The following is a 22,553-nucleotide window of genomic DNA, read 5'->3' on the forward strand; positions in this document are numbered from 1 at the left end:
CTCGACGCCGTAGGACCGCGCCGGGCAGCGGACCGCCCGGCCTGCCGTACCAGATCGATCCTCTCATTCCCGGTCGCACATCACATCCGATCCGCCGACGACGTCGCGTACGCTCGGGTCGCTGTGACCATCACCGACCCTGACCCCGCCGCCGTCCCGCCCGCAGGCCGGCCGATCCGCACCTTCCACCCCCGCCGGGGCCGGATGAGCGGCCGCCAGACCGACGCGCTGGAGCGGCTCTGGTCCTCCTACGGCCGGGACGTGTCGACCGAACCGGTCGACCTGGCCGCCCTGTTCGGTCGCCGGGCCCCTGTGGTGCTGGAGATCGGCTCGGGCATGGGCGACAGCACCGCCGCGATGGCCGCCGCGGACCCGGATCGAGATTATCTGGCGGTCGAGGTGCACACGCCGGGAATCGCGAACCTGCTCGACCTGGTGGACCGCGCTGGCCTCGGCAACGTGCGGGTGGCCCAGGGCGACGCGTTGGAGCTGGTCAGCGGCCTGCCGGAGGGCGTCCTGGACGCCGTACACATCTTCTTTCCCGACCCCTGGCCGAAGTCTCGCCACCACAAGCGGCGGATCATCCAGCCGGCGCACGTGGCGCTGCTGCGCTCCCGGCTGGCCCCCGGCGGGACGCTGCACTGCGCGACCGACTGGGCCGAGTACGCCGAGGCGATGCGGGAGACCCTGGACGCGGACCCGGGGCTGGTCGACGCGTACGGCGGCTTCGCGCCGCGTCCGGCGCACCGCCCGGTGACGAAGTTCGAGCGGCGGGCGATCACCGCCGGCCGACCGGTCGCCGACCTGATCTACCGCCGACGGTGACGAGCCGGCCCGGACGGGCGCCCGGCGGGGGCCGGGTTGGCGCGCGGGGGCATGATCCAGGCACCATGGACGGGATATGACGCTCACCGCCGCGCTGCCGACAAGCGCCGACCCCGACACCCTCTTCGACGCGTTCGCCAGCTGGGCGAAGGAGCGCGGCCTCGACCTCTACCCCCATCAGGAGGAGGCGGTCATCGAGATCGTCTCCGGCGCCAACCTGATCATGAACACGCCCACCGGCTCGGGCAAGAGCCTGGTGGCCATCGCCGCGCACTTCGCGGCCCTCGCGGACAGCCGGACGACCTTCTACACCGCGCCCATCAAGGCCCTGGTGTCGGAGAAGTTCTTCGCGCTCTGCGAGGTCTTCGGCGCCGAGAACGTCGGCATGCTCACCGGCGACGCCAGCGTCAACGCCGACGCCCCGATCATCTGCTGCACGGCGGAGATCCTGGCCAACCTCGCCCTGCGCGAGGGGGTGAAGGCCGACGTCGGCCAAGTGATCATGGACGAGTTCCACTTCTACGCCGAGCCGGACCGGGGCTGGGCGTGGCAGGTGCCGATCATCGAGCTGCCGCAGGCCCAGTTCGTCCTGATGTCCGCCACTCTGGGGGACACCACCCGGTTCGTCGACGACCTGACCCGACGCACCGGGCGGCCCACCGCCGTCGTGCGCACGGCGGAGCGTCCGGTTCCGCTCATCTTCTCGTACGCGATGACGCCGATGCACGAGACGCTCGAGGAACTGCTGGAGACCAAGCAGGCCCCGGTGTACGTCGTGCACTTCACCCAGGCCGCCGCGCTGGAACGCGCCCAGGCGCTGATGAGCGTGAACGTCTGCACCCGCGCCGAGAAGGACATGATCGCCCAGGCGATCGGCGGCTTCCGGTTCACCTCGGGCTTCGGCAAGACGCTGTCCCGGCTGGTCCGCCACGGCATCGGCGTGCACCACGCCGGCATGCTGCCCAAGTACCGCCGCCTCGTGGAGACCCTCGCGCAGGCCGGCCTGCTCAAGGTCATCTGCGGCACCGACACCCTCGGCGTCGGCATCAACGTGCCGATCCGCACCGTGCTGTTCACCGGCCTGTCCAAGTACGACGGGGTCCGTACCCGGCTGCTGAAGAACCGGGAGTTCCACCAGATCGCCGGACGAGCCGGTCGAGCCGGGTACGACACCATCGGCCGGGTCGTGGTGCAGGCCCCCGAGCACGTCATCGACAACGAGAAGGCCCTCGCCAAGGCCGGCGACGACCCGAAGAAGCGGCGCAAGGTGGTCCGCAAGAAGCCGCCGGAGGGCTCGATCGGCTGGGGGCAACCCACCTTCGACCGGCTCGTCGACGCCGAGCCCGAGCCGCTGACCTCCAGCTTCCAGGTCAGCCACTCGATGCTGCTCAACGTCATCGGCCGGCCCGGGGACGCGTTCACCGCCATGCGGCACCTGCTCACCGACAACCACGAGGAGCCCGCCGCCCAGCGCCGGCACATCCGCCGGGCCATCGCCATCTACCGGGCGCTGCGCGCCGGTGGTGTGGTGGAGGAGCTGCCCGAGCCGGACGAGACCGGTCGGCGGATCCGGCTCACCGTCGACCTCCAGCTCGACTTCGCCCTCAACCAGCCGCTCTCCCCCCTGGCCCTGGCCACCATCGAGCTGCTCGACGCCGAGTCCCCGTCGTACGCGCTCGACGTGCTGAGCGTGGTCGAGTCGATCCTCGACGACCCCCGGCAGATCCTCTCCGCGCAGCAGTTCAAGGCGCGCGGCGAGGCGGTCGCCGCCATGAAGGCCGAGGGCATCGAGTACGAGGCACGCCTCGAACTGCTCGACGAGGTGACCCACCCGAAGCCCCTGGCCGAGCTGCTGGAGGCCGCGTACGAGATGTACCGGCAGGGCCACCCCTGGGTCGCCGACCACCAGCTCTCCCCCAAGGCCGTCGTCCGCGACATGTACGAGCGGGCCATGACCTTCACCGAGTACGTGCAGTTCTACGGGCTGACCCGCTCGGAGGGCCTGGTCCTGCGCTACCTGGCCGACGCGTACAAGACGCTGCGCCAGACCGTGCCCGAGGACGCCAAGACCGAGGAGCTGATCGACCTCATCGAGTGGCTCGGCGAGCTGGTCCGCCAGGTCGACTCCAGCCTCATCGACGAGTGGGAGCGGCTGCGCAACCCGTCCGACGTGGCCGAGGTGGCCCAGGCGCACGCCTCCCTCACCGACCGGCCGCCGGCGGTGACCCGCAACGCGCGGGCGTTCCGGGTGCTGGTGCGCAACGCGCTGTTCCGCCGCGTCGAGCTGGCCGCGCTGCGCCGCTGGGACCTGCTCGCCGAGCTGGACGCCGAGGACGGCTGGGACTACGACGCGTGGGCCGACGCCCTGGCGCCGTACTTCGAGGAGTACGACTCGATCGGCGTCGGGCCGGACGCCCGAGGGCCGGCACTGCTCATGATCGAGCAGGGCCGGGAGCGGTGGACCGTCCGGCAGAGCTTCGACGACCCCAACGGCGACCACGACTGGGGCATCAGCGCCGAGATCGACCTCGTGGCCTCGGACGAGGTCGGGGCGGCGGTCGTCCGGATCACCGACGTCGGCCAGCTCTAGCAGCCGTCTCGACAGGGGGCCTTCCGCACGCCGGGAGGCCCCCTTTGTCGCGTCTTCCGCACAGTCGTTTTCACTGGGCGATGTCAGAGGTGTCGATTAGAATGTATGTACTAATCGAGTTCCTGACCTGCAGGATTACGACTAGGGAGGACGCCCGTGACCGCTCCCGCCTCCACGCCGCTCACCCCGTACGCCACGCTGCTCGGCTTCACCCGCTACGTCGACCGCAACGGCCCCACCAAGGCGACCTTCGTGGGTGGTCTGCGCAAGCAGCGCGCCAGCCGCTCCGGCTTCAACCCCCACGGCCAGTTCGTCAAGGCGCTCAAGGCAGACATCGCCTTCCACACCGGCGGCACCCACCTGACCGGGGTGGTCGACATCGTCAAGCCACGCTGGCGTCCGCTCTACCAGGCACTGGTGCCCGGCGCCACGGCCTGGCTGCACTCCCTCGGCGATCCGGCCGCCGTCGACCTCGCCCAGACCCGCGACGCCCTGGCCATGCTGGGTGACCTGCCCGTCAAGATCAACCCCCATTTCGGCGTACGTCACGCCGACGGCCACGCCGACGCGGTCCGACTGCACTTCGACGAGGCCCCGCCCAGCGAGGAGTCGGTGCTCGCCACCCTGCACCTGATGGCCCGACACATGGACGCGGTCCTCCCGCACGCCGATCCCGTGCTGGTCGACGTCCGGCGCGGTCAGGCCCACCGCATGCCCACCGACGCCAAGCCCGAACAGATCGAACGATGGCTGGCCGGCGAGGCCGCCGCCTTCCGCGCCATCTGGTCCACCGCCGCCTAATCCACACCCTCCCCGGGCAAGATCGCGCTCGATCCAGGATGTAGTGGCTTCCCACGTCAAGGGAGGCCACTACATCCATGTACGAGCGCGATCATGCCCGTCCGCTGCCGTGACCGGTGCCCGGACAGCGTGCCGGCGATCATCGTGGAGACGACGGCACCGGTGCGTGCGGGCATGTCGACGGTTATCCACAGGGTCGGCGTGGCGCGGTGTGATCGGTCAGCCTGTAGTTCATGCCGAAAGCTCCTCGACGACCGCCGCAGCTGCGGGGTCGAATCTTCCGTGGCTCGGTCGCCGTCTCGCGCGGCGTGCTCACCCGAAACGACCTGCGCAGCTCCGCGTGGCGACCGCTGTTTCGGGACGTCTATGCCGATGCCCGGGTCAGAGTCACCCACCGCACCAGGTGCGCCGCTATCGGGCGCTGGCTGATTCCGCCCGGCGCGGCCATCGCCGGCCGCGCAGCGGCGGCTCTCTACGGATGTGCGAGCCCGGTCCCGAGCGAGCCGATCGACGTCCTGGTTCCTCGGGACAGACGGCTCGGCCCGACCACCGGCATCCGGATCCACCACGGAGAGATCGACCCCGGCGACACGCTGGATCGGGCCGGGATCAGAGTGACCACTCCGGTACGGACCTGCTGGGACCTGGCTCGTTGGCTTGGCGTGGTCGAGGCGGTGGTCATCATCGACGCCCTGCTGGCCCGCAGGCTCACCGACGTGCCCACACTGCGCGACTATGCGCTGAACCGGGCCGGTCGACGCGGCTGGCGGTCGCTGCTGCGCGCGGTCGACCTGGCCGACGCGGGTGCGGAGTCGCCTCAGGAGTCCCGCACCCGGGTGCGGCTGGTCCTCGCCGGGCTACCCCGGCCGCAGACGCAGTGGGTGGTCGCCGAGCAGGGCCGGTTCGTGGCCCGGCTGGACCTCGCATGGCCACAGTTCAAGGTCGCGGTGGAGTACGACGGACTCTGGCACGACGACCCGGAGCAGTTCCACCGCGACCGTCGACGGCTCAATCGCCTGCTCGGCGGCGACTGGATCGTCCTGCACGTGACCGGAAAGCGCCTCCGGGAGGACTTCGACGGCTTCCTCGCCGAGGTCCGGGCCGCCCTACGTGCACGTTCCCGCACGCGCTGAGCGCACCCGCCCTGACAGGACGCGATGATCGCACTCGAACATGGTTGTAGTGGCCTCCCCGCAACGGCAGGCCACTACATCCTGGATCGAGCGCGATCTTGGGGGCCGCGCGGGGTGGACCGTCAGGCGGCGGGGAGGTACTTGGTCAGGTCGTCGAGGATCTTGTTGGCGGCGCCGACGCCGATGCCTGTCATCCAGACCTCGTCGGAGACGGGGTACGCCTTGCCGGCCTTGACCGCTCCCAGGCCCTTCCAGAGGGTGCCGCCGGCCACCTTGGCCTGCTCGGCGGCGGCCTTGTCGCCGTACGCGGTCACGAAGATAACATCGCCGTCGACCTCGTTGATCCGCTCGGGGCTGACCAGGTCGAAGCGCTTGTCCTCCTTGTTGGCGAGCATCTGCCGCTCGGGGCGGCCGAGGCCGGTGTCGCCGATGACGATGCCGGAGAAGGAGTCCGGGCCGTACACCCGGATGTTGCCCGGCAGGAACCGCACGATCGACACCTTGCGGGCGGCGGGATCGCCGAGTGTCGCGCCGAAGTCCTTGGCCCGCTTCTCGTACGCGCCGAGGAGGTCCTTGGCCTGCTGCTCCCGGCCGAGCGCCTTGCCGTCGAGGAGGAAGTTGTCCTTCCAGGTGATGCCCACCTTGTCGGTGAACACGGTGGGCGCGATGGCGGCCAGCTCGTCGTAGAACTTCTCCTGGCGGAACTTGCTGCCGAGGATGAGGTCCGGCTTGAGGGCGTTGATCGCCTCCAGGTCGGGCTCGGCGAGCACGCCGACCTCCTTGATGCCGGCGAGCTTGTCCGCGCCGAAGTACGTCGGCCAGCTCTTCGCCTCGCCGGCGGTGGCGGCGCCGACGGGTGTGATGCCCAGCGAGAGCGCCGTGTCGATCTTGTCGGTGTCGAGCACGACGACACGCTTCGGCTCGGCCGGGACCTTGGTGGTGCCCATGGCGTGGGTGATCTCCCGGGTTTCCCCGGTGGCGGAGCCGGCGACCGGGTCGCTCTCACCGCAGGCGGTGAGGCCGGCCCCGAGGGCGACGGCCGCGGCGAGAGCGGCGACGAGACGACGCATCAGAGTCCTTTCGAGGGGTGCGTGCCGGCGAGCGGGTTGGCCGCGTCGCCGGTGGCGGGTCGGGCGTCCGGCACGGACGCCGTCGACGAGTCGGGGTCGCTCGCGCCAGCGGACGCGGCAACCGAGCCAGCGGACGCGGCAACCGAGCCAGCGGGCGCGGCGGCGGCGTTGCCCGCGCGGGTGGAGGCGGCGGCCGGGCCACCCGGCGAGGTGACCGGGCCGCCCGACGCGGCAGCGGATGGGACGGAGGTGCCGCCGGTGTGCGCGGGCACCACCAGCGGCGCTCCGGTCACCGGGCAGGGAACGACGACGCAGGCCAGCCCGAAGACGTCCCAGACCAGGTCGGCGGTGAGGATCTCCCGGGGTGGCCCGGCGGCCACCACCGCGCCGGCGCGCATCGCGATCAGGTGGTCGGCGTAGCGGGCGGCCTGGTTGAGGTCGTGCAGCACGGCGACCACGGTGCGGCCGCGCTCGACACGCAGCCGGTGCAGCAGGTCCAGCACCTCGACCTGGTGGGCCAGGTCGAGGAAGGTGGTCGGTTCGTCCAGCAGCAGGGCGTCGGTGTCCTGGGCCAGGGTCATGGCGATCCACACGCGTTGCCGCTGGCCGCCGGAGAGGCTGTCCACGGGCCGGTCGGCCAGGTCGGCCACGTCGGCGAGAGCCATCGCCTCGTCCACCGCCGCGCCGTCGTCGGACGACCACTGCCGCCACCACCGCTGGTACGGCTGCCGGCCACGCCCGACCAGGTCGGCAACGGTGACGCCCTCGGGCACCAGCGGGCTCTGCGGCAGGACGCCGAGCCGGCGGGCCACGTCGCGGGTGGGCAGGTCGCGGATGGCGGTGCCGTCCAGCAGGACCGTGCCGCGTCGCGGGGTGAGCAGCCGGGCCATCGTGCGCAGCAGTGTGGACTTGCCGCAGGCGTTGGGCCCGACGATGACTGTGAACGCGTCGGTCGGCAGGTCCAGGGTGAGCCCGTCGAGCACGGTCCTCTCGTCGTAGCCGACGACCAGGTCCCGGGTGGAGAGCATCACACGACTCCTTGCAGGCGTCACGACGACTGCCGCCGTCCACGTAGCAACAGGAAGATCAGGTACGGACCGCCGATCGCGGCGGTCAGCACACCGGCCGGCAGTTGGGTGGGTGCGAACAGTCGCCTGCCGACCAGGTCGGCCAGCACCAGCAGCAGCGCGCCGAGCAGCGCCGCGCAGACCAGCGGGGGCCGTTCGGCGCGGACCAGCCGGCGGGCCAGTTGCGGTGCGACAAGCGCCACGAAGTCGACGGCGCCGACCTGGGCGGTGACCATCGCGGCGACGAGTACGCCGGTGCCGGCCAGCCCGATTCGGCGGGCCACCGGACGCAGCCCGACACCGCGTGCGGTGTCGTCGTCCAGGGCAGTGCTGTTCAGAGCCCAGCCGGCCCAGGCCAGCACCGGCAGCAGCACGAGCAGGGTGCCGGCGATCCAGGCGGCCTCGGCCCAGCCCTTGCCCGCGAGGGTGCCGATCAGCCAGATCTGCGCCCGCAGGCCGTCGATCGGGTCGGCGGTGAGCATGACCACCTCGGTGAGCGCCCGGAAGGCGAACGCGACCGCCACGCCGGCGAGGACGAACCGCTGCGCGGCAAGGCCGTGCCGGGCGCCGAGGGCGAACAGCAGCACCGCCGCCAGCAGGCCGCCGACCAGCGCGCTGGGCGCCACCAGCACCGCCGCCGCACCGCTGGTCAGGGCCACGGTCGCGGCGAGGCCGGCGCCCTGGGTGACGCCGATGATGTCCGGGCTCGCGAGGGGGTTGCGCGCCACGCTCTGGATCAGCGTGCCGGCCACGCCGAAGGCCGCCCCGGCCACCGCGGCCAGCACGATCCGGGGCAACCGCAGATCAAAGACCACGAGGTCGTACGGGGTGCCGGCGCCGGAGAGGGCGCGCAGTACGTCGGCCGGTGCGACGTACGGGGTGCCGAGGGAGAGGCTGAGCAGCATCGCGAGCAGGAGCAGCACGGTCAGCGCGGCGGCGACCAGCACCGCCCGGCGGCGGATCTGGAGGCTGACCGGGCCGACCCGCAGCAGCGACCGCCCCGGCAGGCGGGCACGGCCGACACCGGGGACCGGGCGCTGGGTGGTCGTCACGCGGTCACCACCCGGGCGCGGCGGACCAGCACGGCCAGCAGCGGCGCGCCGATCAGGGCGGTGATGATCCCGGCCGGTACCTCGCCGGGCGGGGCGACGAGCCGGCCGACGACGTCGGCGCCGAGCAGCAGCGCGGGCCCGAGCAGGGCGGAGACAGCGAGGGTCCAGCGGTGGTCCGCGCCGACCAGGGCGCGGGCCAGGTGCGGCACGGCCAGCCCGACGAAGGCGACCGGCCCGGCGGCGGCCACGGCGGCGCCGGTCAGCAGCACCGCGGCGAGGCCACCGCCGAGGCGGACCAGGCCGATGCGGTGGCCCAGGCCGCGGGCCACGTCGTCGCCGAGAGCCAGCGCGTCCAGGCCCCGGGCCACCATGGCCGCCAGGAGCAGCCCGACGAGGACGAACGGCAGCACCTGGGCGGTGACGCCGAGGTCCCGGCCGGCCAGCCCGCCGACCACCCAGAAGCGGTACTCCTCGAAGGTGCGGGCGTCGATGCTGAGCAGCGCGTACACCCCGGAGGCGAGGCTGGCGTCGAGCGCCGCGCCGACCAGCGCGAGGGTGACCGGGCTCGCGCCCTCGCGGGCGCGGCTGGCGACGGCGAAGACCAGCAGGCCGGCGATCAGCGCGCCGGCGATGCCGAACCAGACGTAACCGGCCAGCGTGCCGACGCCGAAGACGGAGATGGCGAGCACCACGCCGAACGACGCGCCGGCGCTGATGCCGAGGATGCGGGGCTCGGCGAGGGGGTTGCGGGTGAGCGCCTGGAACAGCACCCCGGCCACGGCGAGCGCGAGCCCGACGGCGAGGCCGAGGGCGGTACGCGGCATGCGCAGTTCCCGGACGATCGTGCTCGCGTCGCTGCCGTCCGGCGCGACGAGGGCGTGCCAGACCGCGCCGACGCCCAGTTGCCGACTGCCCAACGCGAAGCTCGCCAGCACGGCCAGCAGCAGCACCAGCGCGGCCCCGACGGTGACGGCCACGCGTCGGCCGGTACGGGTACCGGACCGCTTGCGGGGCGACGTCGGCCGGGCGACGAGGGTGGTCACGAGTCTCCTGCACGTTCGAGCTTAGGTTCGCCTAACCTTAGCCGACCTGCGGAAAGTGACCTAACCGGCGTCTGTCGATCCCGACCCGGACGCCTCCGGCACGCCTGCCGCGCCACCGTCCCCGCTCGCCGCGCCACCGTCCCCGGCAGCCGCACCGCCGCCGGGCAGCACGATGAGTGGCCGCATCATCTCGTTGTCCTCGTGCTCCAGAAGGTGGCAGTGCCAGGCGTAGCGGCCCGGCAGGTCGAAGCGTGCCTTGATCCGCGTCACCTCCCAGGGGTACGCGAGCACCGTGTCCAGCCACCCCCGCTCCCCCGGACCCGGCCGCGCCCGGCCCGAATGCCCGCGGCCGAGCACCTCGAACTGGGCCTGGTGCAGGTGGATCGGATGGACGAGCCGGGTGAAGTTGCGTACCTCCCACACCTCGGTGGACCCCAGGGTGGGCTGCTCGGTCGCCGGATCACTCCAGCGCATCGGCCGACCCCGGCCACGCTCGTCGAGGGTGCCGAGCAGCATCGTCATCGACCCCGACGGACCGGACATCCGCTCGTTGAGCGACAACCGCCGGACCCGGTCGGCGGCCGGCAGCCGAGGACGTGCCGGCAGCCGCAGCTGCTCCGGCGGCACGCTCGGGTCCGGGCCGGTCGCCTCGGTGACCACGAAGCGCAGCACCTGCCCGGTGGTTCGCGGGTCGGCCGGCGGGAAGTCCACCCCGGGCCGGCCACCCCGGTACGCCCAGTCGGGCCCCTCGTTGACGAGGTACAGCTCGGTGCCGACGGGCACATCGGTGAAGTCGACGATGACGTCGACCCGTTGGGCGGGACCGAGGCCCACGCGTTCGTGTGCCACCGGCTCGGGCAGGAAGCCGCCGTCGCTGCCGATCTGCCAGACCGGCAGCACCGGGCGGGCCGGCCGCGTCGTGGCATGGGCGGCCACGCTCAGCAGCAGAAAGCGGTTGTTGGAGGCGTTGAGCAGGCGGAACCGGTAGCGGCGGCGCTTTACGGTCAGGCTGGGCCAGGTGCGGCCGTTGACGACGATGGTCGAGCCGACGCCGGGCGACGAGTGCCCGCTCGGGTAGAGCAGCTCGCCGTCGGCGGTGAAGCTCCGGTCCTGGATCATCAACGGAATGTCGTGGTACCGGGCGTCCGGCGCGTCGTCGTGCGCCGGCCCGGGGCCGGGCAGCACCCCGTCCGGCAGGTCGCCGGCACCGCCGAGCAGGTAGAACCCGGCCGGTCCGGCGTAGACGTTCTGGCTGGTGACCCCCAACGTGTGGTCGTGGTACCAGAGGGTCCCGGGCGCCTGGTCGTTGGCGTACTCGAAGGTGGCCGAGCCCGGCGCCCAGCGCGGGCCGCAACGCTCGGCGAAGCGGGACCGGAACTCGTCGTACGCGCTGCCGCAGACGGCGAAGTCGGACGGCAGGTCCCGGGCGACCGGCAGGTACCACGCCTCGGAATGTCCGTCGCTCTCCTGCGTGCTGTGCCCACCGTGCAGGTGCACCACCTGGGGCACCGGCCCGCGGTATCCGAGCCGGTCGCGGTGGCCGTGCTGGTCTCGACCCGCGTTTCCACCGCCCGGGTTGGCCCAGTGCAGGGTGGGGTCCACCGGCAGCAGATGCGGCAGGAAGTCGCCCCTGCGGTCGACGAGCTGGTTGATCCAGGTCACGCGCACCGGGTGGTCCACCCGCGCCACGATGGTGGGCGCCGGGTAGCCGAAGCTGCCGGGGTGGGTGGTGGAGCCGTAACCCCACACCGTCGTACGCGACCAGGACGACGGCAGGATCTGCTGGCGGAACTGGCGCACCGCGATCACGTACGTGTCCCGCTCCGGACCGGTCGACACCGCTGGCATGGCCGGTGGGATCCGCAGCGGCGCGACGTACTTCGGGATGTCGGCGGCATCCAGCGCCGCCGCCCCGCCGAGCGCGCGGCCCGCGGCCGCGGAGCCCGCCGGGACCAGCACCGCCGCGCCACCGGCGGCACCTGCGGCGAGCAGCCCTCGTCTGGTGACCATGCCACACCTCCCCTTCGCGTCCGATCCTCGATAAGAGAATGAGTTTCGCGGACGGGTGCAAGTGCGACAGAACGCCGATGACACCCGTAAGAGGAACATTCCGCTTCAGTCCGGCCATAGGGTGGAACCATGCGATTCGACAGGCACACGGTCGTCCTCCTGGTCCGGCCGTCGGATCCGCCGGACCTGCCACCGGAGGCGTTCGACCGGGTGCAGAGCGCCCACCTGGCCCATCAGGCGGGATTCGTGGAGCAGGGGCTGGTGCTGGCGGCCGGGCCGCTGCTGGACGCCGACGACGACCAGCTGCGGGGGTTCGTCGTGTTCTCCATCTCCCCCGAGGAGGTACGCGGGCTCTACGCCGACGACCCGGCCGTCCGCGCCGGCCTGCTCGTCGCACGGGTGACGAGTTGGATGGTGCCGGAGGGCACCGTTCGGTTCGAGAGCGTGCCGATGCCCCGGTCGATGCTGGAGGCGGCCGCGGGCGACTGAGGCCAGCCGCGCCGGCCCTCGGCGGTCAGCCGCGCGGGCCCTCGATCGCGACCACCCGCAGGTCGTCCGCCGCACCGACGATCACCCGCAGCGACGGGAAGTAGGCAGCGAGCACCTGGCCGCAGCTGTCGCACGGCGCGACCACCTCGCGGCCCCGGTCGGCGACCGTGACGATCGTCTCCAGCTCGGTCACGCCCTGCGTGGCGGCAGCGCCGATCACGACCAGCTCCGCGCAGGTGTCCCCGCTGTCGTGCCGGACGTTCACGCCGGAGAACACCCGACCGTCGGCCGTCCGGGCGGCCGACGCGACGGTGTGGCGCTGGCTGCGGCACCGCAGTTTGGCGACCGCCGTGGCGGCCTGCACCAACGCCCGGTCGGTGTCCCGCAGCTCCATCCCGGCCCCCCAGCGCTCGACGTCGGCCGCAACTCTAGACCGCCGTCCGAGCACCGACGGACCCCTCGCGCGGGTAACCCAGGGGCGGTCCGCCGCCGCGCTGCCTATCCTTGGGCACGACATGCAGAATCCAGCCGCCTCCGCCGCGACCGATCCCGTCCGCGAGCTGCACCGCCGCCTCACTCCCCTGATGTTCCGCGACCAACGCCGGCTTCAGCGGCGCCTCGACGGTGCCCGCAAGCTGCGCGACCCACAGCGCCGGGAGGCGGCGCTGACCGAGATCACCGCCGAGCTGGCCCGGGCCGAGCAACGGCTTGCCGCCCGGCGGGCGGCGGTGCCGGTGATCACGTACCCGGCCGGGTTGCCGGTCAGCGACCGCAAGGACGACATCGCCGCCGCCATCCGTGATCACCAGGTGGTGATCGTGGCCGGCGAGACCGGCTCCGGCAAGACCACCCAGATCCCCAAGATCTGCCTTGAGTTGGGGCGCGGCGTGCACGGTCTGATCGGGCACACCCAGCCCCGGCGGTTGGCCGCCCGGACGGTGGCCGACCGCATCGCCGATGAGCTGGGCAGCGAGCTGGGTGACGTGGTCGGCTACAAGGTGCGCTTCACCGACCAGGTCAGCGAGCGCAGCCTGGTGAAGCTGATGACCGACGGCATCCTGCTGGCCGAGTTGCAGACGGATCGGATGCTGCGCCAGTACGACACGTTGATCATCGACGAGGCGCACGAGCGCAGCCTCAACATCGACTTCATCCTCGGGTACCTGCGCGAGCTGCTGCCCCGCCGACCCGACCTCAAGGTGATCATCACTTCGGCGACCATCGAGACCGACAGGTTCGCCCGGCACTTCGCCGGGCCACCAACGGCCGACGAGCCGCAGGGCGTGCCCGCGCCGGTGGTCGAGGTCTCCGGGCGTACCTACCCCGTGGAGGTGCGCTACCGGCCGCTGGTCGAGCTCGCCGAGGGCGAGGAGGACGGCGACGCCGACGAGGAGAACGTCCGCGACCAGATCCAGGCGATCGGCGACGCCGTCGAGGAGCTGGCCGCCGAGGGCCCCGGCGACATCCTCGTCTTCCTCAGCGGCGAGCGGGAGATCCGCGACACCGCCGATGCGCTGGGCAAGCTGGTGCAATCCAAGCGCTCGCTGCTCGGCACCGAGATCCTGCCGCTGTACGCGCGGCTGTCCAGCGCCGAGCAGCACCGGGTGTTCGCCGCGCACTCCTCGCGTCGGGTGGTGCTCGCCACCAACGTCGCGGAGACCTCGCTGACCGTGCCCGGCATCAAGTACGTGGTGGACCCGGGCACCGCCCGGATCTCCCGCTACTCCAGCCGGCTGAAGGTGCAGCGGCTGCCGATCGAGCCGGTCTCCCAGGCGTCGGCCAACCAGCGCAAGGGCCGCTGCGGGCGTACCTCGGACGGCATCTGCATCCGCCTCTACGACGAGCAGGACTTCCTGTCCCGGCCCGAGTTCACCGACCCGGAGATCCTGCGCACCAACCTGGCGTCGGTCATCCTCCAGATGACCGCGATCGGGCTCGGCGACCTGGCCGCGTTCCCGTTCATCGACCCGCCGGACAAGCGCAACATCACCGACGGCGTCAACCTGCTGCACGAGCTGGGCGCGTTGGACCCGACCGAGGCCGACCCGGCCAAGCGGCTCACCGCGCTGGGCCGTCGACTGGCCCAGTTGCCTGTCGACCCGCGCCTGGCCCGGATGGTGGTCGAGGGTGAACGCAACGGCTGCGCCACCGAGGTGCTGGTGATCGCCGCCGCGCTCTCCATCCAGGACCCGCGCGAGCGACCGGCGGAGAAGCAGGCCCAGGCCGACCAGGCGCACGCCCGGTTCGCCGACAAGGAGTCGGACTTCGTCGCGTACCTCAACCTGTGGCGCTATCTGCGCGAACAGCAGCGGGAGCTGTCGTCCAGCGCGTTCCGCCGGATGTGCAAGGCGGAGTACCTGAACTACCTGCGGATCCGCGAGTGGCAGGACATCGTCAGCCAGTTGCGCCAGGTGCTGCGTACCCCGCAGCAGGAGGGCGACCGGCGGGGTGGGCGGCCGGCGCGCGACACCGCCGACGACGCGGACGCCGGCCGGGGTGCGAGCCGGCGTGGCGGCGCGGACCTGCCGGAGGAGATCGACACCCCGAAGGTGCACCAGTCGCTGCTGCCGGGCCTGCTCTCGCACATCGGCCTGAAGGACACCCAGAAACACGAATACCTGGGCGCGCGGGGCGCGAAGTTCGCGGTCTTCCCCGGGTCGGCGTTGTTCAAGAAGCCACCGCGCTGGGTGATGGCCGCCGAGCTGGTGGAGACCTCCCGGCTGTGGGGCCGCATCGCCGGCCGGGTCGAGCCGGAGTGGGTCGAGCCCCTCGCGCAGCACCTGGTCAAGCGCAGCTACAGCGAGCCGCACTGGGAGAAGAAGCAGGCCGCGGTGATGGCCTACGAGAAGGTCACCCTGTACGGCATCCCGCTTGTCACCTCCCGCAAGGTCAACTTCGGGCGGATCGACCCGGCGCTGAGCCGGGAGCTGTTCATCAGGCACGCCCTCGTCGAGGGTGACTGGCAGACCCACCACCAGTTCTGGGCGGACAACAAGCGGCTGCTCGCCGAGATCGAGGAGCTGGAGAGCCGGGCTCGGCGCCGGGACATCCTGGTCGACGACGAGACCATCTTCGGCTTCTACGACCAGCGGATTCCCGCCGACGTGTCCTCCGGGCGGCACTTCGACAGCTGGTGGAAGAAGACCCGCCGGGACCAGCCCGACCTGCTCACCTTCACCCGCGACGTGCTCGTCAACGACGGTCGGCCCGGGGTGGACGAGGACGACTACCCGGACGAGTGGCAGGCCGACGGGGTGAGTCTGCCACTGACCTACCGCTTCGAGCCGGGCACACCGGACGACGGCGTCACGGTGGACATCCCGCTGCCGCTGCTCAACCAGGTGCCGGCGGAGAGCTTCGAGTGGCAGGTCCCGGGGCTGCGCGAGGAGACGGTGATCGCGCTGATCCGCTCGCTGCCCAAGGCGATCCGCCGCAACTTCGTGCCCGTGCCGGACTACGCCCGCGCCGCGCTCGCCGCGATCACCCCGGGCGAGGAGTCGCTGCTGGATGCGCTCACCCGCCAACTGCGGCGGATGACAGGCGTCACCGTGCCCCGCGACGCCTGGGAGCCGGCCAAGCTGCCCACCCACCTGCGGGTGACCTTCCGGGTGCTCGGCGACGACGAGAAGCCTGTCGCCGAGGGCAAGGACCTACCGACCCTGCAACGTCAACTCCGCCAGGAGGTACGCCAGGTGGTGGCGGCCGCCGCGCCGGAGATCGCCCGTACCGGGCTGCGGGAGTGGAGCGTCGGCACGCTGCCGCGGACCATCGAGCAGGTGCGCGCCGGCTACGCGGTGACCGCGTACCCGGCGCTCGTCGACGAGGGCGCCACGGTCGGGGTGAAGGTGTTCGACTCCCCCGCCGAGGCGGAGGCGGCGCACTGGGCCGGCACCCGCCGGCTGCTGCGGCTCACCGTCCCGTCCCCGGCGCGGTTCCTGCAGGGCCGGCTCAGCAACGAGGCGAAGCTGGCGCTGAGCCGCAACCCGCACGGCGGTGTGCAGGAGCTGATCGAGGACGCGGCCGGCGCGGCCATCGACCGGCTGATCGGCGACGCCGGCGGGCCGGCCTGGGACGCCGAGGGCTTCGCGGCGTTGCGGGAGAAGGTTCGCGCCGACCTGGTCGACACGGTGGTCGAGGTCATGGACCGGGTCCGCAAGGTCCTCGCCGCCGCGTACGCCGTGGAGCAGCGCCTCGGCGCCACCCGCAACCTCGCCGTGGTGGCCGCGCTGGCCGACATCCGCAAGCAGCTCGCCGGACTGGTGCACGCCGGTTTCGTCACCGAGACCGGGTACGCCCGCCTGCCCGACCTGCTGCGCTATCTCACCGCCATCGAGCGCCGGCTGGACCGCCTGGGCGGCAACCCGCAGCGCGACCGCCAGCAGCAGGACCGGATCGCCGCGGTGCAGAAGGAGTACGACGACCTGCTCGCCGCCCTCCCGCCGGCCCGCCGGCAGGAGCCGGCCGTCCGGCAGATCCGCTGGATGATCGAGGAGTTGCGGGTGAACGTCTTCGCCCAGGCGCTGGGCACCCCGTACCCCGTCTCCGAACAGCGGATCTACCGGGCGATGGACGACGCGGAGGGCCGCTGAGCTGGTGCGGGAGGGGCGGGTGGGCCGGGGCCGAGCCGGCCGTCAGCGCGCCTGCACGGAAAGCCCCCGGCTCGCCGGGACGCCGCGCACCGAGCTGGTCAGCGCGGCGGCGCGGGACTCCGCGGCGGTGGGCGTCCACCAGGCTCGGTTCTCCCGGTACCAGTGGAAGACCTCGCTCAGTCCCTCCGCGAACCGGATCTGCGGCTCGAAGCCCAGCTCCTCGGAGATCTTGCGGTAATCCAGCGAGTACCGCTGGTCCTGCACCTTGCGGTCGGGCACGTGCCGGACCCGTTCCCAGCCGGCGCCGGCCAGCCGCAGGATCCGCTCGGTGAGCGCCCGGTTGGTCAGCTCGACGTCTCCGCCGATGTTGTAGACCTCGCCGGCGCGGCCCTTCGCCAGGACCAGCGCGATGGCCCGACAGTGGTCGTCGACGTGCAGCCACTCGCGCACCGCGCTGCCGTCACCGTGCAGGGTGATGTCCTGGCCGGTGAGGAGGCTGGTGACGAAGCGGGGAATCACCTTCTCCACGTGCTGGTACGGCCCGTAGTTGTTGGCGCAGCGCGTGATGGAGACGTCCACGTCGTACGTGCGCCAGTAGGAGCGGACGATGTGGTCACTGGCCGCCTTGGACGCCGCGTACGGGGAGTTGGGCTCCAGCACGCATGTCTCGTTCCAGGAGCCCTCGCTGATCGAGCCGTACACCTCGTCGGTGGAGACGTGCACGACCCGGCCGACGCCACTGCGCGCGCAGGCGGCGAGCAGCAGATGGGAGCCCATCACGTTGGTCTCGAAGAACGGGGCGGGATCGTCGATGGACCTGTCGACGTGCGACTCGGCGGCGAAGTGCACCACCGCGTCGTGGCCGGGAACCACGTCGGCGAGCAACTGCCTGTCGCAGATGTCCCCGCGCACGAAGGTCAGGCGGGGATGCGCGGCCGGCAGGTTGGCCCGATCACTGGCGTACGTCAGCTTGTCGAGCACCGTGACGTCGCAGTGCTCGAACCCGGCGTAACCGCTACCGAGCAGACTGCGCGCGAAGTGCGAACCGATGAAGCCGGCGCCTCCGGTGACCAGGATCCTCATGTGTGACCCTCCTGCCCGGCGTCAAGCGCACACCGGCGAGCTCGCTGCGTTGAATGGGGCTTTTGCCCCGCGCAAGAACCCACCTTAGGTGACCATCTCTGCCACCGACGGTAATATTCCGACCTTGAGCGCGTTTTGCCCCATCGGGTCGCTTACCGGGCCCGATCAGCGGGGATCGACCCCCGGTGGGAGGTCGTCGTTGTCGATCGCGGACTGGACGTAGTCGAGCAGGATCCGCCGCAGCTCGCGGCCGGCGTGCGTCGGCACCACGTCCCGCCGACGGGCCACGGCGATGGTCCGGCGCACCCCGGGCGGCGCCAGCGGCGTGATGTGCACCCCGGGCCTGCGGGCCAGCACGATGCCGGGCACCAGCGCGACGCCGAGCCCCGCCTCGACGAAGCTGAGCACCGCGTCCATCTCGCCGCCGTCCACCGCGAAGGTGGGTTCGAAGCCCGCCTCGCGGCACGCCTGGATGGTGGCGTCGCGCAGGTCGTAGCCCTCCCGGAACATCACCATCGGCTGGTCGCGCAGGTCGGTGATGTGCAACTCTCCGGTGGCCGAGGCGGTCGGCACCTCCCCCACCGAGGCGACGACCAGGCTCTCGCGCAGGATCGGATCGACACGCAGCCCCGGGTCCGCGCCCCCGGCTGGCATGATGATCAGGGCTAGGTCGAGATCTCCGCGGAGCAGGTTCCGGACGAGGTCCTGGGAGCCGCCCTCCTCGACGCGGAGGTCGACGGTGGGGTGCGCGTCGCGGAACCGGCGCAGCACCGGCGGGGCGAGCGAGGTGGCCAGGCTCGGGGTCGCACCGAGCCGGACGCGGCCCCGCCGGAGCCCGACCAACTCCTGCACCTCCCGCGTCGCGGTCTCGACGTCGGCGAGGATCCGGGTCGCCAGCGGAAGGAGCACCTCGCCGGCCGCCGTGAGGGCGATGTTGCCCCTTACCCGCTCGAACAGCGGAGCCCCGAGGTCGGCCTCCAGCGCGTGAATTTGCTTACTCAACGACGGCTGCGTGATGCCCACGATGTCGGCGGCTTGGGTGAAATGTCGTACTTCGGCCACCGCAACGAAGTACCGGAGCTGATGGAGCTGCATCTACATAGCCTACGGCTATCAACACTGCGACTTTGATGCATTGGACGACTGATCGAAGTGCTCCTAGCGTCGGTCTCGTGGTAATCACGAAAACTCGGTCGCCCATCCGCTCGAACGTCGGTCTCAAGGCCGTCATGGCGGTGACGGGCATCCTGCTGGTGCTGTTCCTCATCGTGCACATGCTGGGGAACCTGAAGATCTTCACGGGGGAGACCTCGTTCGACCACTACGCGCACTGGCTGCGCGACATCGGCACGCCGCTGCTGCCCCACACCTGGTACCTGTGGATCCAGCGCACCGTGCTCACCGTCGCCGTGGTGGCCCACATCGTCGCCGCCACCGTGCTGGCCCGACGCGCACGCGCCGCCCGCCCGGTCAAGTACGCCCACCGCAAGAAGGTCCGGGGAAGCTACGCGGCCCGCACCATGCGCTGGGGTGGCGTGATCATCCTGCTCTTCGTGATCTACCACATCCTGGACCTGACCACCGGTCACCTGAACCCACAGGGCGACGCCAGCAACCCGTACGGAAATGTCGTCGCCGACTTCGCGCCGGAGCGCTGGTACGTCACGCTCTTCTACACCCTGGCGATCGTCACGGTGGGCTTCCACCTGCGCCACGGCGCCTTCAGCGCGTTCCGCAGCCTCGGCCAGCAGACGCCCCGGGGCGAGCGCCGGGCGCGCGCCGGCGCCCTCGTCCTCGCCGTGGGGCTCTGCGCCGGATACCTGGTGGTCCCGTTCGCCGTTCTCACCGGATTGGTGTCCTGACATGGAACTCTTCACCGAGGGCGACCCGATCGCCGACACGAAGGCTCCCGCCGGCCCGGTCGAGAAGCGCTGGGAGACCCGCCGCTTCGAGGCCAAGCTGGTCAACCCGGCCAACCGCCGCAAGATGACGGTGATCGTGGTCGGCACCGGCCTGGCCGGCGGTTCGGCCGCGGCGACGCTTGCCGAGCAGGGCTACCACGTCAAGTCCTACTGCTACCAGGACAGCCCGCGCCGCGCGCACTCCATCGCGGCACAGGGCGGCATCAACGCGGCGAAGAACTACCGCAACGACGGCGACTCGGTGCACCGGCTGTTCTACGACACCGTCAAGGGCGGCGACTTCCGCTCCCGCGAGTCGAACGTGCACCGCCTCGCCGAGGTGTCGGTGAACATCATCGACCAGTGTGTCGCCCAGGGCGTGCCGTTCGCCCGCGAGTACGGCGGCCTGCTGGACACCCGCTCCTTCGGCGGCGCCCAGGTGCAGCGCACCTTCTACGCCCGGGGCCAGACGGGCCAGCAGCTGCTGCTCGGCGCGTACCAGGCCCTGGAGCGGCAGATCGGCCTGGGCAACGTGGAGATGAACGCCCGGCACGAGATGCTGGAACTGGTCATCGTCGACGGCAAGGCCCGCGGCATCGTCGTCCGGGACCTGGTCACCGGCGAGATCACCACCGAGATGGCCGATGCGGTCGTGCTCGCCTCCGGCGGCTACGGCAACGTCTTCTACCTCTCCACCAACGCCAAGGGCTGCAACGTCACCGCCACCTGGCGGGCGCACCGCAAGGGCGCGTACTTCGCCAACCCCTGCTACACGCAGATCCACCCCACCTGCATCCCGGTCTCCGGCGACCACCAGTCCAAGCTGACCCTGATGAGCGAGTCGCTGCGCAACGACGGCCGGGTCTGGGTGCCGAAGACCAAGGGCGACGACCGCAACCCGCGCGACATCCCGGAGGACGAGCGGGACTACTACCTGGAGCGGATCTACCCCTCCTTCGGCAACCTGGTCCCCCGCGACATCGCCTCCCGCGCCGCGAAGAACGTCTGCGACGAGGGCCGGGGCGTCGGGCCGACCAAGCTCGGCGTCTACCTCGACTTCGCCGACGCGATCGACCGGCTCGGCCGCAAGGCCATCGAGGCCAAGTACGGCAACCTCTTCGAGATGTACGAGCGCATCACCGGCGAGGACCCGTACGAGGTGCCGATGCGCATCTACCCCGCCGTGCACTACACGATGGGCGGCCTCTGGGTCGACTACGACCTCCAGTCCAGCATCCCCGGCCTGTTCGTGATCGGCGAGGCGAACTTCTCCGACCACGGCGCGAACCGGCTCGGCGCCTCGGCGCTGATGCAGGGCCTGGCCGACGGCTACTTCGTGCTGCCCACCACGATCGCCAACTACCTGGCGGCGGGCGGTCTGGAGAAGGTCGACGCCAGCCACCCGGCGGCGGTCGAGGCACGTACCGACGTCGAGGACCGCATCCAGCGGCTGCTGGCGGTGAACGGCGACCGGACCGTGGACTCGTTCCACCGCGAGCTGGGCCAGATCATGTGGGAGCACTGCGGCATGGAGCGCAGCGAGGCCGGGCTGCGCAAGGCCATCGACGAGATCCGTGCCCTGCGCGAGCAGTTCTGGCAGCGGGTCAAGGTGTCCGGCACCGGCGAGGAGCTCAACCAGTCCCTGGAGAAGGCCGGCCGGGTGGCCGACTTCTTCGAGCTGGCCGAGCTGATGTGCGTCGACGCCCTGCACCGCGAGGAGTCCTGCGGCGGCCACTTCCGGGCCGAACACCAGACCCCCGACGGCGAGGCGCAGCGCGACGACGACCGGTTCGCGTACGTGGCGGCCTGGGAGTTCACCGCGACCGGTGAGCCCTCGGTGCTGCACAAGGAAGACCTGAAGTTCGAATACGTCCACCCCACGCAGCGGAGCTACAAGTGAACCTGACCCTGCGCATCTGGCGCCAGAGGGGCCCCGAGGACAAGGGTCGGATGGTGACCTATCCGGTCGACGACGTCTCCCCGGACATGTCGTTCCTGGAGATGCTCGACGTACTCAACGAGCGGTTGATCCTCGCCGGCGAGGACCCGGTGGCGTTCGACCACGACTGCCGTGAGGGCATCTGCGGCATGTGCGGCCTGATGATCAACGGGGACGCGCACGGCCCGCAGCGCGGCACCACCGCGTGCCAGCTGCACATGCGGCAGTTCACCGACGGCGAGACGATCGACATCGAGCCGTGGCGGGCCAGCGCCTTCCCGGTCATCAAGGACCTCGTGGTCAACCGGGGCGCCTTCGACACGATCATCGCGGCCGGTGGCTACATCACCGCGCCGACCGGCAGCGCGCCCGAGGCGCACTCCACCCCGGTCGCCAAGGCCAACGCGGACGCCGCCTTCGAGTCGGCCGCCTGCATCGGCTGCGGCGCCTGCGTGGCGGCCTGCCCGAACGGCTCCGGCATGCTCTTCACCGCCGCCAAGCTCACCCAGCTCTCGCTGCTGCCGCAGGGCCAGCCGGAGCGCTACACCCGGGTGATCGGCATGGTCGACGCGCACGACGAGGCCGGCTTCGGCGGCTGCACGAACGCCGGCGAGTGCACGGTGGCCTGCCCGAAGGGCATCCCGCTGAACACCATCGGCCGCCTCAACCGCGACTACCTCGCGGCCACCACGAAGGGCGCCGGCAACACCCCAGGCGCCTGACACCACCGCTTCATCCAGACCGCCGTAACCCGCGCCCCGGGTCACGGCGGTCTGGTCTTTGGACGCCGCGGCGGGTTGATCCTCGGCCGCCGCGGCGGGTTGATCCTCGGCCGCCGTAGCGGGTTGATCCTCGGCCGCCGCGGCGGGTTGATCCTCGGCCGCCGTAGCGGGTTGATCCTCGGCCGCCGTAGCGGGTTGATCCTCGGCCGCCGTAGCGGGTTGATCCTCGGCCGCCGTAG

General features: G+C 71.6%; 16 protein-coding genes and 1 pseudogene. 9 read left to right on the forward strand and 8 right to left on the reverse strand.

From position 1 onward, the window contains the following. Window positions 1-123 precede the first annotated feature (123 nt). The 4 genes from trmB to AB0K10_RS25980 all read left to right on the forward strand — a co-directional run bounded on the left by trmB (window position 124) and on the right by AB0K10_RS25980 (window position 5,349). The gene (gene trmB / locus AB0K10_RS25965) at window positions 124-825 is read left to right on the forward strand and encodes a tRNA (guanosine(46)-N7)-methyltransferase TrmB (protein WP_363687571.1); all 702 of its coding nucleotides are present in this window, start codon (window positions 124-126) and stop codon (window positions 823-825) included. A gap of 76 nt (window positions 826-901) precedes the next feature. Then, on the forward strand, window positions 902-3,415 hold the full coding sequence (locus AB0K10_RS25970) for a DUF3516 domain-containing protein (RefSeq protein ID WP_363687573.1): 2,514 nt from the start codon (window positions 902-904) through the stop codon (window positions 3,413-3,415). Window positions 3,416-3,571: 156 nt separating this feature from the next. Next, entirely contained in the window at window positions 3,572-4,216 is a 645-nt protein-coding gene (locus AB0K10_RS25975; protein WP_363687575.1) for a hypothetical protein, read from the forward strand. 233 nt (window positions 4,217-4,449) lie between these two features. Further along, on the forward strand, window positions 4,450-5,349 hold the full coding sequence (locus AB0K10_RS25980; RefSeq protein WP_363687577.1) for a hypothetical protein: 900 nt from the start codon (window positions 4,450-4,452) through the stop codon (window positions 5,347-5,349). A 122-nt stretch (window positions 5,350-5,471) separates the two neighbouring features. Here the strand turns inward: AB0K10_RS25980 and AB0K10_RS25985 are convergent, their stop codons facing one another. The 5 genes and pseudogenes from AB0K10_RS25985 to AB0K10_RS26005 form a co-directional block, all read right to left on the reverse strand. Then, window positions 5,472-6,419: an iron-siderophore ABC transporter substrate-binding protein gene (locus tag AB0K10_RS25985; protein WP_363687579.1), complete on the reverse strand. Its 948-nt coding sequence runs from the start codon at window positions 6,417-6,419 to the stop codon at window positions 5,472-5,474. Window positions 6,420-6,682: 263 nt separating this feature from the next. Then, window positions 6,683-7,447 (reverse strand): annotated as a pseudogene (locus AB0K10_RS25990) (ABC transporter ATP-binding protein); the annotation flags it as partial. A 20-nt stretch (window positions 7,448-7,467) separates the two neighbouring features. After that, window positions 7,468-8,538: an iron ABC transporter permease gene (locus AB0K10_RS25995; RefSeq protein ID WP_363687581.1), complete on the reverse strand. Its 1,071-nt coding sequence runs from the start codon at window positions 8,536-8,538 to the stop codon at window positions 7,468-7,470. Continuing rightward, entirely contained in the window at window positions 8,535-9,581 is a 1,047-nt protein-coding gene (locus tag AB0K10_RS26000) for an iron ABC transporter permease (protein WP_363687583.1), read from the reverse strand. The genes AB0K10_RS25995 and AB0K10_RS26000 overlap by 4 nt, the downstream gene beginning before the upstream one ends. A gap of 60 nt (window positions 9,582-9,641) precedes the next feature. Further along, window positions 9,642-11,591, reverse strand: coding sequence for a multicopper oxidase (locus tag AB0K10_RS26005; protein WP_363687585.1), 1,950 nt, complete (start codon window positions 11,589-11,591; stop codon window positions 9,642-9,644). Window positions 11,592-11,720: 129 nt separating this feature from the next. Between AB0K10_RS26005 and AB0K10_RS26010 the strand changes: the two genes are divergently transcribed. After that, window positions 11,721-12,080 carry a YciI family protein gene (locus AB0K10_RS26010; protein WP_363687587.1) on the forward strand — a complete coding sequence of 120 codons (360 nt, stop codon included), beginning with the start codon at window positions 11,721-11,723 and terminating at the stop codon, window positions 12,078-12,080. 25 nt (window positions 12,081-12,105) lie between these two features. On the opposite strand, the gene AB0K10_RS26015 is transcribed toward AB0K10_RS26010, so the two are convergent. Beyond that, a complete protein-coding gene (locus AB0K10_RS26015) occupies window positions 12,106-12,474 on the reverse strand; it encodes a cytidine deaminase (protein ID WP_363687589.1) in 369 nt (122 codons plus the stop codon). A 121-nt stretch (window positions 12,475-12,595) separates the two neighbouring features. Here AB0K10_RS26015 and hrpA point away from each other — a divergent pair, with 121 nt between their 5' ends. Then, window positions 12,596-16,669, forward strand: a complete 4,074-nt coding sequence (hrpA, locus tag AB0K10_RS26020; RefSeq protein WP_363687591.1) for an ATP-dependent RNA helicase HrpA — start codon at window positions 12,596-12,598, stop codon at window positions 16,667-16,669. A gap of 42 nt (window positions 16,670-16,711) precedes the next feature. On the opposite strand, the gene rfbB is transcribed toward hrpA, so the two are convergent. Both rfbB and AB0K10_RS26030 read right to left on the reverse strand, forming a co-directional pair. Then, entirely contained in the window at window positions 16,712-17,752 is a 1,041-nt protein-coding gene (gene rfbB, locus AB0K10_RS26025; RefSeq protein WP_363687593.1) for a dTDP-glucose 4,6-dehydratase, read from the reverse strand. A gap of 165 nt (window positions 17,753-17,917) precedes the next feature. Further along, window positions 17,918-18,847 carry a LysR family transcriptional regulator gene (locus AB0K10_RS26030; protein ID WP_363687595.1) on the reverse strand — a complete coding sequence of 310 codons (930 nt, stop codon included), beginning with the start codon at window positions 18,845-18,847 and terminating at the stop codon, window positions 17,918-17,920. Between the two features lie 35 nt (window positions 18,848-18,882). Between AB0K10_RS26030 and AB0K10_RS26035 the strand changes: the two genes are divergently transcribed. Genes AB0K10_RS26035 through AB0K10_RS26045 form a run of 3 tightly spaced genes read left to right on the forward strand, consistent with a single transcriptional unit; the run spans window position 18,883 to window position 22,314 of the window. Continuing rightward, on the forward strand, window positions 18,883-19,614 hold the full coding sequence (locus AB0K10_RS26035; protein WP_363687597.1) for a succinate dehydrogenase cytochrome b subunit: 732 nt from the start codon (window positions 18,883-18,885) through the stop codon (window positions 19,612-19,614). Window position 19,615: 1 nt separating this feature from the next. Continuing rightward, entirely contained in the window at window positions 19,616-21,553 is a 1,938-nt protein-coding gene (locus tag AB0K10_RS26040; RefSeq protein WP_363687599.1) for a fumarate reductase/succinate dehydrogenase flavoprotein subunit, read from the forward strand. Then, the gene (locus AB0K10_RS26045; RefSeq protein ID WP_363687601.1) at window positions 21,550-22,314 is read left to right on the forward strand and encodes a succinate dehydrogenase/fumarate reductase iron-sulfur subunit; all 765 of its coding nucleotides are present in this window, start codon (window positions 21,550-21,552) and stop codon (window positions 22,312-22,314) included. Before AB0K10_RS26040 ends, AB0K10_RS26045 begins: the two co-directional genes overlap by 4 nt. Window positions 22,315-22,553: the final 239 nt, after the last annotated feature.

The organism is Micromonospora sp. NPDC049274, from assembly GCF_040678875.1.
GTDB lineage: Bacteria > Actinomycetota > Actinomycetes > Mycobacteriales > Micromonosporaceae > Micromonospora.